The 13,998-nt window shown below is 41.6% G+C and carries 15 protein-coding genes and 1 tRNA gene; 7 read left to right on the forward strand and 9 right to left on the reverse strand.

Features of this window, described 5'->3' with window-relative positions:
• The first annotated feature begins 32 nt into the window (after window positions 1–32).
• Window positions 33–350, forward strand: coding sequence for a YciI family protein (locus QUD05_RS11370; RefSeq protein WP_289796137.1), 318 nt, complete (start codon window positions 33–35; stop codon window positions 348–350).
• A 393-nt stretch (window positions 351–743) separates the two neighbouring features.
• Here the strand turns inward: QUD05_RS11370 and QUD05_RS11375 are convergent, their stop codons facing one another.
• Window positions 744–926: a hypothetical protein gene (locus tag QUD05_RS11375; RefSeq protein ID WP_289796138.1), complete on the reverse strand. Its 183-nt coding sequence runs from the start codon at window positions 924–926 to the stop codon at window positions 744–746.
• Window positions 927–1,257: 331 nt separating this feature from the next.
• Window positions 1,258–2,985: a S8 family peptidase gene (locus QUD05_RS11380; protein WP_289796139.1), complete on the reverse strand. Its 1,728-nt coding sequence runs from the start codon at window positions 2,983–2,985 to the stop codon at window positions 1,258–1,260.
• 637 nt (window positions 2,986–3,622) lie between these two features.
• On the opposite strand from QUD05_RS11380, the gene QUD05_RS11385 reads away from it, so the two are divergent.
• Window positions 3,623–5,092 carry a glycoside hydrolase family 13 protein gene (locus tag QUD05_RS11385; RefSeq protein WP_289796140.1) on the forward strand — a complete coding sequence of 490 codons (1,470 nt, stop codon included), beginning with the start codon at window positions 3,623–3,625 and terminating at the stop codon, window positions 5,090–5,092.
• A 128-nt stretch (window positions 5,093–5,220) separates the two neighbouring features.
• Here QUD05_RS11385 and QUD05_RS11390 read toward each other — a convergent pair whose 3' ends face one another.
• Window positions 5,221–5,640 carry a fasciclin domain-containing protein gene (locus QUD05_RS11390; protein WP_289796141.1) on the reverse strand — a complete coding sequence of 140 codons (420 nt, stop codon included), beginning with the start codon at window positions 5,638–5,640 and terminating at the stop codon, window positions 5,221–5,223.
• Window positions 5,641–5,790: 150 nt separating this feature from the next.
• Between QUD05_RS11390 and QUD05_RS11395 the strand changes: the two genes are divergently transcribed.
• The 5 genes from QUD05_RS11395 (at window position 5,791) to QUD05_RS11415 (ending at window position 7,969) form a co-directional block, all read left to right on the forward strand.
• The gene (locus tag QUD05_RS11395; RefSeq protein ID WP_094351515.1) at window positions 5,791–6,027 is read left to right on the forward strand and encodes a DNA-directed RNA polymerase subunit omega; all 237 of its coding nucleotides are present in this window, start codon (window positions 5,791–5,793) and stop codon (window positions 6,025–6,027) included.
• 82 nt (window positions 6,028–6,109) lie between these two features.
• A complete protein-coding gene (locus QUD05_RS11400; protein WP_289796142.1) occupies window positions 6,110–6,757 on the forward strand; it encodes a hypothetical protein in 648 nt (215 codons plus the stop codon).
• 56 nt (window positions 6,758–6,813) lie between these two features.
• The gene (locus tag QUD05_RS11405; RefSeq protein ID WP_289796143.1) at window positions 6,814–7,179 is read left to right on the forward strand and encodes a DUF1818 family protein; all 366 of its coding nucleotides are present in this window, start codon (window positions 6,814–6,816) and stop codon (window positions 7,177–7,179) included.
• A 50-nt stretch (window positions 7,180–7,229) separates the two neighbouring features.
• A tRNA-Pro gene (locus QUD05_RS11410) sits at window positions 7,230–7,303 on the forward strand.
• A 315-nt stretch (window positions 7,304–7,618) separates the two neighbouring features.
• Window positions 7,619–7,969 (forward strand): histidine triad nucleotide-binding protein, encoded by a 351-nt coding sequence (locus QUD05_RS11415; RefSeq protein ID WP_289796144.1) that lies wholly within the window; start codon window positions 7,619–7,621, stop codon window positions 7,967–7,969.
• A gap of 139 nt (window positions 7,970–8,108) precedes the next feature.
• Here the strand turns inward: QUD05_RS11415 and QUD05_RS11420 are convergent, their stop codons facing one another.
• The 6 genes from QUD05_RS11420 to QUD05_RS11445 form a co-directional block, all read right to left on the reverse strand.
• Window positions 8,109–8,789, reverse strand: coding sequence for a RibD family protein (locus QUD05_RS11420; RefSeq protein WP_289796145.1), 681 nt, complete (start codon window positions 8,787–8,789; stop codon window positions 8,109–8,111).
• A gap of 290 nt (window positions 8,790–9,079) precedes the next feature.
• Window positions 9,080–10,147: an NADPH dehydrogenase NamA gene (gene namA, locus QUD05_RS11425; RefSeq protein ID WP_289796146.1), complete on the reverse strand. Its 1,068-nt coding sequence runs from the start codon at window positions 10,145–10,147 to the stop codon at window positions 9,080–9,082.
• 319 nt (window positions 10,148–10,466) lie between these two features.
• Window positions 10,467–10,673 carry a hypothetical protein gene (locus tag QUD05_RS11430; protein ID WP_289796147.1) on the reverse strand — a complete coding sequence of 69 codons (207 nt, stop codon included), beginning with the start codon at window positions 10,671–10,673 and terminating at the stop codon, window positions 10,467–10,469.
• Window positions 10,674–11,383: 710 nt separating this feature from the next.
• Window positions 11,384–12,565: a hypothetical protein gene (locus tag QUD05_RS11435; RefSeq protein ID WP_289796148.1), complete on the reverse strand. Its 1,182-nt coding sequence runs from the start codon at window positions 12,563–12,565 to the stop codon at window positions 11,384–11,386.
• A gap of 274 nt (window positions 12,566–12,839) precedes the next feature.
• A complete protein-coding gene (locus tag QUD05_RS11440; protein ID WP_289796149.1) occupies window positions 12,840–13,088 on the reverse strand; it encodes a helix-turn-helix domain-containing protein in 249 nt (82 codons plus the stop codon).
• A 312-nt stretch (window positions 13,089–13,400) separates the two neighbouring features.
• On the reverse strand, window positions 13,401–13,865 hold the full coding sequence (locus QUD05_RS11445) for a CYTH domain-containing protein (RefSeq protein WP_289796150.1): 465 nt from the start codon (window positions 13,863–13,865) through the stop codon (window positions 13,401–13,403).
• Window positions 13,866–13,998: the final 133 nt, after the last annotated feature.

Below are 13,998 nucleotides of genomic sequence, written 5' to 3' on the forward strand. Positions count from 1 at the left end.
ATCATCCCAAATCACTCAGTAAACAAGAGGATATGTCTCAACTTTTTGCCGTTGTTGTCGCAACTGTTCCAGAGTATTACGACTATAAAAACGCTCACCCAGAACATGACCAAAATCAACTGGCTTGGTTTCGTGAGCAGTATGACAAAGGAACACTACTGTGCTGTGGCCCGTTTTTTCCCCATGATGGAACGGGGCTGTGGGTAATTCAGGCGGAGAATTTAGAAGCGGCTCAAGCCATTGTCAACAGTAGCCCCCGTGTGCGGGATGGGATGTTAGCAGACTCTGCTAGAGTTGTGGAGTGGCAGGTTCACATTGGACATGAGCGTTTTGAAAGTGTAAATAGATAGAAGCTATGTCCCGTTACCTAACGGCTCAAATCAAGTACAGGTGCGTAACCAATCTTACCAATTAAACTGTTTTCCTACTTATTGTACCCAAAGCTTTCTGCAAACGACTGGTAAATTCTGAGGAGCGATGTCTGCGACGGGCTACGCCTACGCTTGGGGTTTCCTCTAATAATTAAGAGCGATCGCTATAAAGCAGGCGCTTCCGCCATCGCATAAACTAACTGCTGTCGAATGCTTATTTTGTAGCAGATGGTCTGTCAACTCGTTCGTTGAGTTCTTGAAGTTGTTGATTTAATTCCCTTTGTCGTTTGAGCAAAATTTCCAAATCTTGCTTAGTAGTCAAAAGTCAAAAAGTTCATATATCAAGGCTTGTGCCTGTTTGAAATGGTATGTTTATTTACGCCGTGCTGTACTAGTAGTCTGTCCCAAAAGTTTTGAGAGGTTAGTGGTGTTCAGATCCCCGACTTCTTTAAGAAGTCGGGGATCTAGCAGCCCTTCAAAATCAATGGGACAGACCACTATTGTCAAGGTAGTTGTAAAGGTGGCTGAATTTAACAAGCCAGCAATTGAGGACATCTTTACAGCTTATGCCCTGAGAGCTTTTTTACTCAACTTGAAACTTTTCAAACATCCTCTAAGACTAAGTAGATGGTAAACCTTTTCTTGTGCTAGTTCTCGAACGCGAAGTTTAACCATTGATATTAATTATCAAAATTTTGTGTAAATTTGACTACTTAAATAAAAAATAAATATAAAAACAAAATTAAAAATTATCTGAATAGTTAAGGATAATTTTATTATTTTGTTACTTGTATTAACTTACAGGGTTATAAAGGCGATCGCCTTTATAACCCTAAAGAGACACGATATATCTATAGTTTTTAATATATCGCGTCTCTCAGTCTAATTACAGATTAGCTGCGTTAATCACTCCATAACCCCATTTATCATCAAATGTGCCTGCGGGTTTGCCAGGAATTGCACTATTTTTACGTAGCAAGTCTTTCACAGCAGCCGGATCGAGTTTAGGATCTCGCTGCAACAGCAGTGCTACTAACCCACTAACAAACGGTGTCGCCATACTCGTACCAGCCTGAACCACAAACTTGGAATTAATCATCGATGAGCGGTCAAAATTAGCATCGGCGGAAAGCGTGGAAATAATCATCGCTCCTGGTGCTGCTACATCGGGCTTCTGCCCATCAGTGCGTAGAGGTCCTTCACTACTGAATTCCGAAATAGTATCCAATTCTAAGCCCATTTCTCGCACTTGGCCATCAATATCTGTGTACTTGGTTTTAGTAGTATAGGCGGCAACTGTAATTGCACTGCTGGCGGCTCCCGGCGAACCAATTTTTAAGGCATCCTTGACACTTTTACCTGTAAAAAACACTGATGAACTATCATCTAGTGTCCACACATTTAAACATGTGTCAGTTGAAGAAGTATTGCGGACTCGCAGTTGCCAAACACCTCCCATGACTTGCGAGGGGCCAATACCGCGTATTTGCACAAAGAAATTATGGTCGCCGTTGGCTTGGTCTGGCGCTGGTGTCGCTAATTGCACCCGTGCATCTGGTAACTGGTAATCTTGGGCGGAATTACCGTCAGTAATTATTTTTTGAAAGGGGGTGACAAAACCGTTAGGACTCCGCACAGATACTTCTAATTCGCTGTCTTTGGCATACCAAGCGTTTAACCAAACGATGCCTACTTGATTCAAAGGAACATTGAAGCGCATACCACGAGTGCGTCCACTGGGTATGGTCGCTTGTCCATGAATGTTATCGTTTCCTTCGTTACCAACAGCACAGCAAACTATTCTTCCAGGACCAGTTTCGGCATCGATAACTTTGGATAGGGAATCGCTACCATCATGAGCATCAGCGTGTCCGCCCAAGCTGAGATTTACCACTGCTGGGCGTCCCAACTCCCTAGCAACTCGGAAAATGTAACGCACACCATCTGCAATGTGGGCATCCTGTAAATCTGACCTGACGACAACTAATTCTGCTTCTGGTGCGACACCGCCATAACTAGCATCGGCACCAGCGGCAATGCCAGCGACGTGAGTACCATGACCGCCAGTATCCTGAGAAACTGTCAGTTGCGCTCCGCTAAATTCAGCCCCATAGCCGCCCTCTGTGACTCCTGGACCTGGCAATGTTTGATCCCAAATGTGTAAAATTCGTCCAGCAAAGGCGGGGTGTTTCGGATCGATACCACTGTCTATAATGCCGATAATTACTCCTTTACCAGTCAATCCGGTTTGATTCTTAAATTCCGGCAGTTTGACTGTTTCCATTGCAGTATCCATCCTCAAATGAAGTTTGCGTGATGGCTTAATCCGCTGAATCACATCTTCTTCAGATAAGACATCTAAACTATCTATGGGTAAGAAAGCTGTCCGCACACTCCCAGAGTTTTGATTGACTTCAATATTATATTGTGATAGATAACTTAAGTCTGCATCAGGGTCGCAGTAGATAAAAACGACGCTCTTAGTGGGCTTAACTGGGCTTTTGTGAGCAATGATGCCAAGCGATCGCTTATGTGTAACTAAAGCTTGATCTCCTTCATTTTGATAGTCTTGAAATGCCAAAAGTAGCCCAGGAGAAAGTTTTTCGTGTCTCATTTTTACCTTAAATTAAATTGAGTTGCCGTCAAGAAAGTAGTGATTCTAGGAGGATAAGTCGCTCTAGGATTAACGCAGACTATGTAGCTTTTTAGCTTCGATTATTTGATGCGACTATATTTATCCATTTATTTTATAGATAACATCAAATAAGTTTAGGAGGTAAGAGTTATTCCTAAGACAATTGCTAATTCATAACTCATGTTCTGTAATTACGTCTCCCTCATAGTGATTTTCTGTAGTTCGTGACTTTGATCGGTTGCATCTAAAAATTACCTAAATCTGAGGTAACAGGTAATTTTTATGAAGCTATTAAACTAATCCATTGTCTGCCGAAATAATTACGGACAAAGTGAAGAAAATGAAATTAAGAATAATTAAGTAATAAATAAAATTATTAAAGAATAATTTAAGACTCAAAATGCAATCAGTGACGAGTCTGTGTAGATGAACTGTTAAAAACTAAAATAAATTGTAGGCAAAATAGTTAAGACTGATAACATTTGCGTATAAAACAGCATGGAAAAGGCTAAATCGCTAATGAATACTGAGAAATAACAGATTTTCTATCATAAGTAAGAGCCATAAAGAAGCTAATATTTGCAACGATCGCTTCTAAACATACAAAAAGTTATTCATGCAAATTCAAACACCAGACTGGGTGAAGCACGCTGTTTTCTACCAAATCTTCCCAGATCGTTTTGCCAGAAGCAAACAGCCGCGCAAACGGTTATTGCAAGAAGCCCGTTGGGAAGATTGGGACTCTATGCCAACTCTCCAGGGCTATAAAGGCGGCGATTTATGGGGCATTATGGAGGATTTAGATTACATCCAGAATTTGGGGATTAACGCGATTTATTTCACGCCCATTTTTCAATCTGCCAGTAATCATCGCTATCATACCCACGATTATTATCAAGTTGACCCGATGTTAGGGGGCAACGAAGCTTTTAAGGAATTGCTCGATGCAGCCCATCAACGGAATATCAAAGTTGTTCTGGATGGGGTGTTTAACCATTCCAGCCGGGGCTTTTTCTTTTTCCACGACGTTTTAGAGAATGGCCCCCATTCACCTTGGGTAAATTGGTTCAAAATTGAAGGCTGGCCGCTTTCAGCATACAATGGTGATTTCCCTGCCAACTACGTGGGTTGGGCGGGAAATCGTGCTTTGCCAGAATTTAACCACGATAATCCAGAAGTACGAGAATACATTATGGAAATTGCCGAATATTGGATTAAATTCGGCATTGATGGTTGGCGATTGGATGTACCATTTGAAATAAAAACTCCTGGTTTTTGGCAGGAATTTCGCGATCGCGTCAAAGCTATCAATCCCGAAGCTTATATTGTGGGCGAAGTGTGGGGAGATTCCCGCCAGTGGCTAGATGGGACGCAATTTGACGGTGTGATGAATTATCTATTTGCCGGGCCAACCATTGCCTTTGCGGCAGGCGATCGCGTAGTCTTAGAACAAGTCCAAAGCCGCGACTATCAACCGTACCCACCGTTATTTGCTGCCGAGTACGCCACCAAAATCCAAGAAGTACTGCAACTTTACCCTTGGGAAATTCAGCTAACTCAACTCAATTTGCTTGCAAGTCACGATACAGCCCGATTGATGACAATTGCAGGCGGCGATATAGCCAGTATAGAATTGTCAACTCTACTACTACTCACCTTTCCCGGTGCCCCCAGCATTTACTATGGTGATGAAGTTGGCTTACCTGGTGGAATTGATCCCGACTCACGTCGTGGTTTTCCTTTAGAGAGTAACTGGAATCAGGAAATTTTTAATACTCACCGTCAATTAATTACCCTGCGTCAAAATTACCCAGCCTTGCGTACAGGTGATTACCAAGTTCTCCATGCTCAAGGGCAACTTTATATATTTGCACGAACTTTAGGCACAGAAGAATTGATAATTGCTGTTAACGCTGGCACAAGTTCGGCAACAGGGAATGCAGATGTCTCCACTTTGCATACTCAACCCAACAAACTTTTATATGGTAATGCTGAAGTTGAGTGGAATGATAAAGGAGATCAACAGTTGTCATTGACTGTTCCCGCACGGAGTGGCTGCATTCTGGGAGTGGGGAGTAGGGAGTAGGGGACAAAAGGGGCAGGGGGGCAGGGGAAAAGGTTAAAGGTTAAAGGGAAAAGGAATAAATTTAATCTTTCCCCTTACCCCTTTCCCTTTCCCCTTTCCCCATACTCAATGCCCAATGCCCCAATACATTACTTCCCTGCCACCATTGCAGGTATCAACACCGCATCAATAACGTGGATCACGCCATTGTCTGCCAGAATATCTGTTTTGAGGACATTGGCGTTATTCACCTTAAATTTACCGTCGGCAGATTCAATGGCGACAATTGACCCTTCAAGCGTCTCTGCCTCGTTAATCTGTACCAAATCATCAGACCTAACATCCCCACTAGCGATATGATACGCCACAATTTTCTGGAGCTTGGGGATATCTTGTAGTAGCGCGTCTAAAGTTCCCTCTGGGAGATTAGCAAAAGCTTCGTCAGTTGGTGCAAAGAGCGTGAAAGAACCAGGGCTTTTCAAAGTTTCTATAAAATTTACAGCTTCAGCAGCTTTTATTAGAGTATTGAAATTACCTGCTGCGATCGCAGTTTCCACAAGGTCAGCCATGAGGGTGCGTTATTTAATACTACAAGTTACTTATAAAGTGACTAAAATATCTTAGCCTCTATCAATAGAGAGGTTGCTGGCGATTTAACAGACAGCAGTAGACTGATTTAGTACTGTTACACTGGAGAATGACCCCAAGAACCACTGATTATGCTAAAGCGCTCTAAGTTCGAGACAACTCAATCTCAGATTATGCACCGTGCTGAGGATCTGATTAGTGCAGCCTCAAATCGATACCGCATTACGGTTCAGGTAGCAAATCGTGCTAAACGTCGGCGTTACGAAGACTTTGAAAGTAACGAAGATGCGATGATGAAGCCAGTGCTAAGAGCAATAATCGAAATGTCCGATGAATTGACTCAACCAGAAATTATCGGCGAACTATAAGATTGAGTGCTGAGTGGTGAGTGCTGAATTCTGAATCAGGCAAATTCATCTTTTCACTCAGCAACGCCCAAAATATTGTTCTATGAAAAAGAAAAAATTTCTGTTTAAATCAATTTTCTCAAAACTCACAACTCAGCACAAGCGAAATGCCTCGGTTCCGCTAACACCACTACTGCTTACCTTAATACTAGTGAGTGTAATTGTTTTAGGTTCAGGAGCGGATAAATCAATACAGAGAAATTTATTTAGTATCCAACCTGCTTCTGCCCAGAGAATCACCCCTAGCGATGTTTGGCAGCTAGTTTATCAGCAATTGCCAGATTTCCCACGTGAAAATAAGTATATCAGTAAAGAAAATGGCAAAGTTGCCGAAAGCAACACCTTAGCAAATCGCTTAATTCGATATCATATTTATACCAAAGGGCGGGCCCCCATTTATCGCTTAGATTGGAAGCTGACTTTAGCTGATTACCTGGGTGCAAATGAAATTATGTATGATACTACCTATCCAGGAAATGATGCACTACAGAAAAATCCAATAGAAAGCGATCGCAAAGCCATCAAGAGTCTCACCCGCAGCCAACGAGATGCCCTAGTACAAGTCTTAGTCAATATATTTAATCCTACTTCCCAAAACACTGTACCCCCTAACTCCAACACCACACCCAGTCCAACTACATCAACTACCCCACAACCACCGCAACAAGGAGGTGCTGAACTACTTAAGTAATAGAAGAGTTATAAGTTGTAAATTAATCACTCCTAACTCCTCACTCCTCACTTTTTATGGAACGCGTTGTCAAAACCGGATCGGGTTGGCGTATTGGCTGGAACCCCGATACACCGGAGTTTAAAGGTTTAGTTGGTACAGATGATTGGGCAATTGAGTTAACCGAAGCCGAGTTAAATGATTTTTGTCGTCTACTAGCACAGCTAGCAGACACCATGAAGCAACTCGCAACTGAATTGATGGAAGAGGAAAAAATTACTTGTGAAGCCGAAAGCGATTTATTATGGATGGAAGTGGAAGGCTACCCTCATGATTACAGCCTTCGCTTCATCTTGAATACAGGGCGATGTGTAGAAGGTAAATGGAATGCTTCTGCTGTTCCAGATTTACTGCAAGCTAGTGGGATGCTTAAGGTTTTTTAAAATTGCCTCTTGATTATCCTACAGTTTTGCTATATGATAGGAATTCTGACCGGGGCGTAGCGCAGCTTGGTAGCGCGCCACTTTGGGGTAGTGGAGGTCGTGGGTTCGAATCCCGCCGCTCCGATTGATGATAAGCCATGCCTGCTAGTCTTTTTAAAAGATTAGCAGGTTTTTTAATAGCTGTTTACCTGAAAAAACCGAACCAAACAGTAAATCGGGGTGTACCCAATACTTTTCGGTTAAGGGGGAAAGGGAAAAGGGAAAAGGTTTGAATTTACCTTTACCCCATACCCTTTAACCTTTCCCCCAGACCAAAAAAGAGATTGTTGGGTTTATCGGAAAAGTATTGGGGGTATACCCGCACAATCAAATTTTGTCAATGATCAGTAATTAGGCGGACTTAATATAAAATCTCTAGCAGATTAGTAGGTAGATTGGCATGAGTGAAAGTACAGAAACGATTTTCAGCAAAATCATTCGTCGGGAAATTCCCGCTGATATTGTTTATGAGGATAATTTAGCCCTGGCATTCAAAGACATCCATCCCCAAGCGCCCGTTCACATCCTCGTCATTCCCAAAAAAACCATTGCGACACTAGCTGACGCTGAATCTGAGGATCATGCTGTGTTGGGGCATCTTTTGTTAACTGCTAAACGTGTTGCAGAAGAAGCTGGACTAAAAAATGGTTATCGAGTCGTCATCAATGCTGGTGATGACGGCGGTCAAACAGTCCATCACTTACATTTGCATATTTTGGGAGGGCGGCAGTTGGATTGGCCCCCTGGTTGATGGGAGGCAGGAGGGGGCAGGGGGCAGAGGGGCAAAGGGGAAAGACTTACTGCAACTTCTTTCTTGCTCCTCTGCTCCCCTGCTCCCCTGCTTTCTAGTATCAACGAGATCATAAGTGCTTAATTCAGGCAGCGCGTTTTCACTTAACCGTGCGGTAATGTAAAAACAAATCACTTCCAACCTGACGAGTTTCTATGAGTTGGAGATGAGGAGCAACATCGGGAAGAAAACCCTCTCCCTCCACTGGGCTAGGGGCGTGCTTTCCTCCAAAAATGACCGGCCAAATGGTCAACCACCAATCGTCAATTCGTCCTGCCTTGACTAGAGCAGCTGTTAAAGAGCCACCTCCCAAAGCAACGATTTTGCGAATACCCCGCTCTGCCATCAAGGTGTAGGCTCGATCCCAGTCCAGGTCTGTATCTCCCAAATCAATTAACTCAGCCAGTTTTTGCAAAGTTGTTGTATCAGAACTGCGCTCTAAAGCAGTCCGTGTGGTAAATATCCATCGCTCAATGTCCTGACTCAAAAAAGGCAAGTCCGGCGATAGGTCAAGAGAACCTGAAACAACGCAAGTAATCGGCTGAGGAGACTGACCCCGAACCTCACGTGCTGCCAACAATTCGCGATCGCTAATTGCAAAGGTTCCCCCCTCAGCCCGAATTGTCCCTGCTCCTACCAGGATTAGATCGGCAAGAGAGACTTGATATTCCAGGTGTGCATAATCGACTACATTAGGTTCACGGGGCGCTTTCGGATCTACGGCACTAATTTTTCCATCGGCCGTCATGGCAAGAACCAAAGTTGTTTGGATAGCTGACATGATTATGTTGTAACGATTCTTTATAATTTTACCTTTTTGAAGCCCCTCAATACTTTAGAGTAGACATCTTGCAAGTGTAGATAATTGGTTTTTCAAGACGCGATAAATCACGTCTCTACATCTGGGTTTTGGTATTGGATTTGGGCATTATTAAATATCAACCCAAATCCCTACACGGAAGCACTTTGTACTTATTTCCACACCCTGCGTGACATTCTGGCGTAAGTGTTTACGTCGTAGAAATCGCTTTAAGTTGTCACCAATATACAGAGCATAGGAGCAAGGAAAGCTTACAGCCAAGCGCGATCGTATTGAACAGGCCAGAGTTTATCGTGTCCCAGTTGTTTGGCTGCCAGATGTGGCCAGTAAGGATTGCGGAGTAGTTCACGTCCTAACAGGACTATATCAGCGACTTCTGTACGAATAATCTCGTCAGCTTGTTCAGGGGATGTAATTAAGCCCACGGCTCCTGTCTGAATATTAGCTTCGCGGCGGATGCGTTCGGCAAACTGAGTCTGATAACCAGGTTTAATTGGGATATGAACGCCCGGTATGATACCGCCTGATGAAGTGTCGATCAGATCCACTCCTAAAGACTTGAGTTTGTCACTTAAAACGATACTTTGATCTATGTCCCAGCCATTGTCTACCCAATCGGTGGCGGAAATGCGTACCCAGAGTGGATGTGTTTGAGGCCAAACCTCTCGGACTGCTTGAACTACTTCTTTGAGCAGACGAGTCCGGTTTTCAAAGCTGCCACCATAATCATCTTGACGGTGGTTAGAAAGAGGTGAAAGAAATTGGTGCAGTAGATAACCGTGGGCAGCATGGATTTCCACTACCTTGAAACCAGCTTCTAGAGAACGTTTGGCAGCTTGAACAAAGGCGTCAATAATTTCTTGAATTCCCTCAAGATTTAGGGCTTCTGGAACTGGGCTATCTTGGCTAAAAGCGATCGCACTACTCGAAACTAAGGGCCGCCAACCTTCCTGAGATTCATCTAGTGCTTTGCCTCCTTTACTCGGTTTGGCAGTGCTGGCTTTTCTACCTGCATGAGCAAGTTGAATACCTGCAACAGCCCCAAAGTTATGAATTAATGCCACAGTCTTGGCTAAAGTTTCGATATGTGAATCTGACCAAATTCCCAAATCTTGCGGGCTAATCCGTCCACGTGGCTCTACAGCTGCCGCCTCTGTGAACACTATACCTGCACCGCCAACTGCGCGAGAAGCTAGATGAATAACGTGCCAATCATTAGCATATCCATTTGTACTGGAATATTGACACATCGGTGAAACGGCGATGCGGTTGCGAAAAACAACTTCACGAATCTTGAATGGTTCAAATAGATGTGCCATTAATATTGATTCCTTCTCTTGCTACGAAAAATAAATTTGGGAGGGATTTGCAGCATGAATTCGATTTCGCATTATTTTGCATTAATTAAATAGAGAAGTCAAAATTCAGAATGCAATCAGTGGGAAATTTAGACCCACCACTTTATAGTCTCCCAGCAAAGTTTGAATTTGCTGGGAGACTTAAACCCTTACTCTCAGCGCCTAATTTACCGCCGTAGGTATCACAGTAGTTCTTGAGTAGGGTAGTATTTCTCCAGCCGACGCTCGCGGACTCGCTACCGCTACGCTATCCTGCCCTACGCAAGAACTGCCTCTTTTGTTAAATATTTGTTGAATGACTAGAGTCATCATAGAGATTTGGATAAATAGATCGATTGTCAGGTTTTTGAGACTGCAATTCCCAGATATCGCGTTTTCCCAGTTCTTGATCCACTAATAACTGTAGATGATCTGGTAATTTAGTTGTTTGCCAAATTGACCAAATTTCTTCACCAAATAATTCTTTTTCAATTTTTCCAGAAAACATGATTTTACCTCCACGAATCTTCAATTTTAAGTTTAGTAACTCCTAATTTAGGAAAGACAAAGTAACAAAATTGTCATTCTTCATTCTTTCGCTATCTTTAAAATACAGGTGCTATTCGCCCTTAATGCTGCTTGTTAAGAAAATCTCCAACTTCAGACCACCTATGACTAGTACATCAGTCTCTAAATTCAGTTGCGAAGTCGAACTATTGCCTGACTCAGATTGATATGCACTCACGATTACATCTCCTAAAAAGTTTACTTGGCACTAAATTTTGAGTTTATTGGCTAACCCACCTAATTTTCTGATAAACTACGGTATATTTACCAATTTATAGTATTATGTATTTATGAGATTTGCATAGATTGCCCTAAAAAACAAGAGGCTATTAAAATTTATTGATATTACTCTTTAATAAAATGCAGTCTGTGGTGAAAAATTTCTCCAAAAAGTAAAGGAGAAGAACTATACTTGTCCTCAATGGCTAAAATAACAAGTTCTGCGTCGAACAGGAGTTAGATAAGACAGGGCAAAACTTTTAGCTTAACAAGCCTGCTATGCATATTATAATTATGTAAAGTACGTATTAGACTTTGGACAAAAAAGTGTTCGCGTATAGTTTACGCGAACAAAACTCATCATTAATCTTGCTTATAGTTTTCTGCACAAAAGAATTGAGCAACGGGATTATCTACAATCTCGTTGCTCAATTAAAACTTAACGAAATAAGTATTTGTTGGTAATGTTTGGGCAGTTCCTACATTTGTAGCCAAGTCATTTCTTTTATTATCTGTTTTGATTACTGCAAACTTATCAGTAAATAGCAATACTTCACCATTTCCCGGTGTTACCCAAGCGTGGCGAGTCATTAGGTTTTTGGAGACAACTAAAAGAGATGCATCTCCGCGGTAAGCCGAGATACGTTTACCCATGAAGGTTTGATTATCTCTATTGGCGATCGCATAAGCAGCAGAGGAACCCACAAAAATTGTATTGCCATTTGAGTAAATAGTTTTAGGGAAATTGCTAGCACCGTCTCCCATCCCCGCAGTTGTAGGCCTTCTTGGAACACTTAACTGTCCACGCTCGACAGTAAAATTAGTCAGATTAACAGTTCCTATATATACTTTTGTTTCGTCACGAGTCTGTGCAGCATTGGTATAAGTGTCTGTGGTGATCAAAGTCTTTGTTAATAAGTCTTTGCCATTCCACCTGTAGATTGAGTTACCCCCATAAACTGAACCGAGGACATAAAGCTTGTCTTCAAAAATTTGTAATCGGTTAAGTCTTGTGTCTGCCATGTCGTGAGCAAGATCGGCAGAATTGTAGCCCCAAAGCTTGCCTTGGTTATTTCCTGCTAAATTTGCCAAAGCAAATATTTTTGCTCCGTCGAAAACCATTCGGTAAAGAAAAGCTATCTGGACGGGAATACCTAACCTCTTTTGTTGTTGGTAGCCACTAGTGTAGAGATACCCGTTTTTATACTCAAAATCCATGACCTCAGTTACGCCATAACTCTGTTTGGCTTTAAAGTTGAGGTTTTTGTCATAAATTGATAAAGTATTTGCAGACTGGTAAATAATCCAATTTTGCAAAAATTTAACTCGTGTTTTTGAATTAGCTGTGTTGCTAACTATTTTTTGCCTAGTTCCGTCAGTTTTTAGTTTTACTAATCCCGTTGGAACAGCTAAGACATAAGTTTTGCCATCAATTGCTACAATGTCACGAGCATCGTAATTAGAGTTTGGGATTAGTTTTTTCGTCCCATTACTTTCTACTTCCCATACACCTTCAGTATTGATGACCGCAACTTTGCTGCCGTTAGTGCAAGCTGCTCTTGGCGAAGAAATATTAAGATATGTAGCTAAAGCGGGGGTAGAATAATCAAACATTGTACAGTCCAAATGAAGTTGACTGAAAAATATTGGCGCTCAATTAAGAAAAGAATTTTGGAAGTTTTTGCGCGTTTTTAAGCTAAACTCGTCTTCAAAAGTGCAGAAAATATCGGCTACGGTAAACTCAAACTCAAAGGTTGAGTAATCCGCAAAATATGCATATCTGCAAACATCGGTAAAATTAGAATTGAGTTGTTTGTGGTTATGTCGTAGCGATAACCTGTTAATTGAGGGAAAGTAACTTCAATTAATTTGCCTCTCTGGCTGCTTTCTAATTCGACAAATACTTCACCGACACTTTCTGCCCCAGTTCACCCATATCCTTTAACATTCCCTCAATCTTTTGCATAGCTAGAGATGAAGGTTTGGCATGTCCTTTCTCCCAACGGTTTACCGTCGAATAAGTTATACCTAAAGATGCTGCAAACTGTTCTTGGGTAAGACTAGTTGTGCCACAAAGTTCACGGATGAACTTTCTAACTTCCGGTTGCTTGATTAGCAAAGGTTTCTTAATTGTCATTTAGCTAAGAACGCACCTGTTAATCTGGCGAGTGATATGTATTCCGCTACATCCTATTGGGGCTAATGCTGAATTGATAGGCGAAAATATACTAGAGTTTTTATACTTTCTTGATTTGCTAACCAAGTAATTACACGTCCGTAGATACGGTATTTCCTAATGAAACTCCCAAGGAATCAATTACGCAACTAAATAAGCATCCTGTTGTCAAGAAGCAGTTAAAATCAATATTTGTTGAAGAAGAAGTCAGAATTCAGAATTCAGAATGGGCTAAACGCCCCGCTACCGCTAACAGGAGTCAGAATCAGGCTATTACCATTGTGAAAATGGGTATTTTACTAAATTGCTGTTAAAGTATCTGGAGTCATCAGAAACTTCTTGTCCAATCCAGGTTGGTAATTCAAATTGCTGATTTTCATCAGTGAGTTCAACTTCTGCTAATATCAGTCCTTTATTAACACCATCAAACTCATCTATTTCCCAAATCAAACCACCAGACTCTATTTTATATCTGGTTTTTTCTATAAAGGGACGTTGACATAATGTCTCAAGTATTTCTTGAGCATCTTTAACAGGAATAGGATATTCAAACTCTAATCTCGAATATTTAATATTGGGGCCTTTAATAGTCAAATAACTTTTTTCCCCTACTATACGTATACGTACAGTTGCTTTGTCTTGTGTAGCAATGTATCCTTGACGATATACACTACCTTCAGCTAATCCTCTCCAGCTATCTCCTCTCACTAAATATTTCCGCTCTATTTCTTTCGCCATTTTATTTACCAAATTATTTGCTTTTTTATATCACAAATAATCTAGCAATCTTAAATCTTTTCACAAAAATATGTGTGTAATTATTACAAATTAGAGTGAAGTTGTTGAAGTATTGATATTGACTAATTGATAA

This window comes from Nostoc sp. GT001 (genome assembly GCF_030382115.1).
Lineage (GTDB): Bacteria > Cyanobacteriota > Cyanobacteriia > Cyanobacteriales > Nostocaceae > Nostoc.

What these genes read in the sequence shown, in the direction of transcription:
- QUD05_RS11405 (WP_289796143.1), top strand. Translation starts at nt 6,814, where the DNA reads ATGGAACGCGTTGTCAAAACCGGATCGGGTTGGCGTATTGGCTGGAAC.
- QUD05_RS11385 (WP_289796140.1), top strand. Translation starts at nt 3,623, where the DNA reads ATGCAAATTCAAACACCAGACTGGGTGAAGCACGCTGTTTTCTACCAA.
- QUD05_RS11375 (WP_289796138.1), bottom strand. Translation starts at nt 926, where the DNA reads ATGTCCTCAATTGCTGGCTTGTTAAATTCAGCCACCTTTACAACTACC.
- QUD05_RS11420 (WP_289796145.1), bottom strand. Translation starts at nt 8,789, where the DNA reads ATGTCAGCTATCCAAACAACTTTGGTTCTTGCCATGACGGCCGATGGA.
- QUD05_RS11400 (WP_289796142.1), top strand. Translation starts at nt 6,110, where the DNA reads ATGAAAAAGAAAAAATTTCTGTTTAAATCAATTTTCTCAAAACTCACA.
- namA (WP_289796146.1), bottom strand. Translation starts at nt 10,147, where the DNA reads ATGGCACATCTATTTGAACCATTCAAGATTCGTGAAGTTGTTTTTCGC.
- QUD05_RS11435 (WP_289796148.1), bottom strand. Translation starts at nt 12,565, where the DNA reads ATGTTTGATTATTCTACCCCCGCTTTAGCTACATATCTTAATATTTCT.
- QUD05_RS11445 (WP_289796150.1), bottom strand. Translation starts at nt 13,865, where the DNA reads ATGGCGAAAGAAATAGAGCGGAAATATTTAGTGAGAGGAGATAGCTGG.
- QUD05_RS11430 (WP_289796147.1), bottom strand. Translation starts at nt 10,673, where the DNA reads ATGTTTTCTGGAAAAATTGAAAAAGAATTATTTGGTGAAGAAATTTGG.
- QUD05_RS11390 (WP_289796141.1), bottom strand. Translation starts at nt 5,640, where the DNA reads ATGGCTGACCTTGTGGAAACTGCGATCGCAGCAGGTAATTTCAATACT.
- QUD05_RS11440 (WP_289796149.1), bottom strand. Translation starts at nt 13,088, where the DNA reads ATGACAATTAAGAAACCTTTGCTAATCAAGCAACCGGAAGTTAGAAAG.
- QUD05_RS11395 (WP_094351515.1), top strand. Translation starts at nt 5,791, where the DNA reads ATGCTAAAGCGCTCTAAGTTCGAGACAACTCAATCTCAGATTATGCAC.
- QUD05_RS11370 (WP_289796137.1), top strand. Translation starts at nt 33, where the DNA reads ATGTCTCAACTTTTTGCCGTTGTTGTCGCAACTGTTCCAGAGTATTAC.
- QUD05_RS11415 (WP_289796144.1), top strand. Translation starts at nt 7,619, where the DNA reads ATGAGTGAAAGTACAGAAACGATTTTCAGCAAAATCATTCGTCGGGAA.
- QUD05_RS11380 (WP_289796139.1), bottom strand. Translation starts at nt 2,985, where the DNA reads ATGAGACACGAAAAACTTTCTCCTGGGCTACTTTTGGCATTTCAAGAC.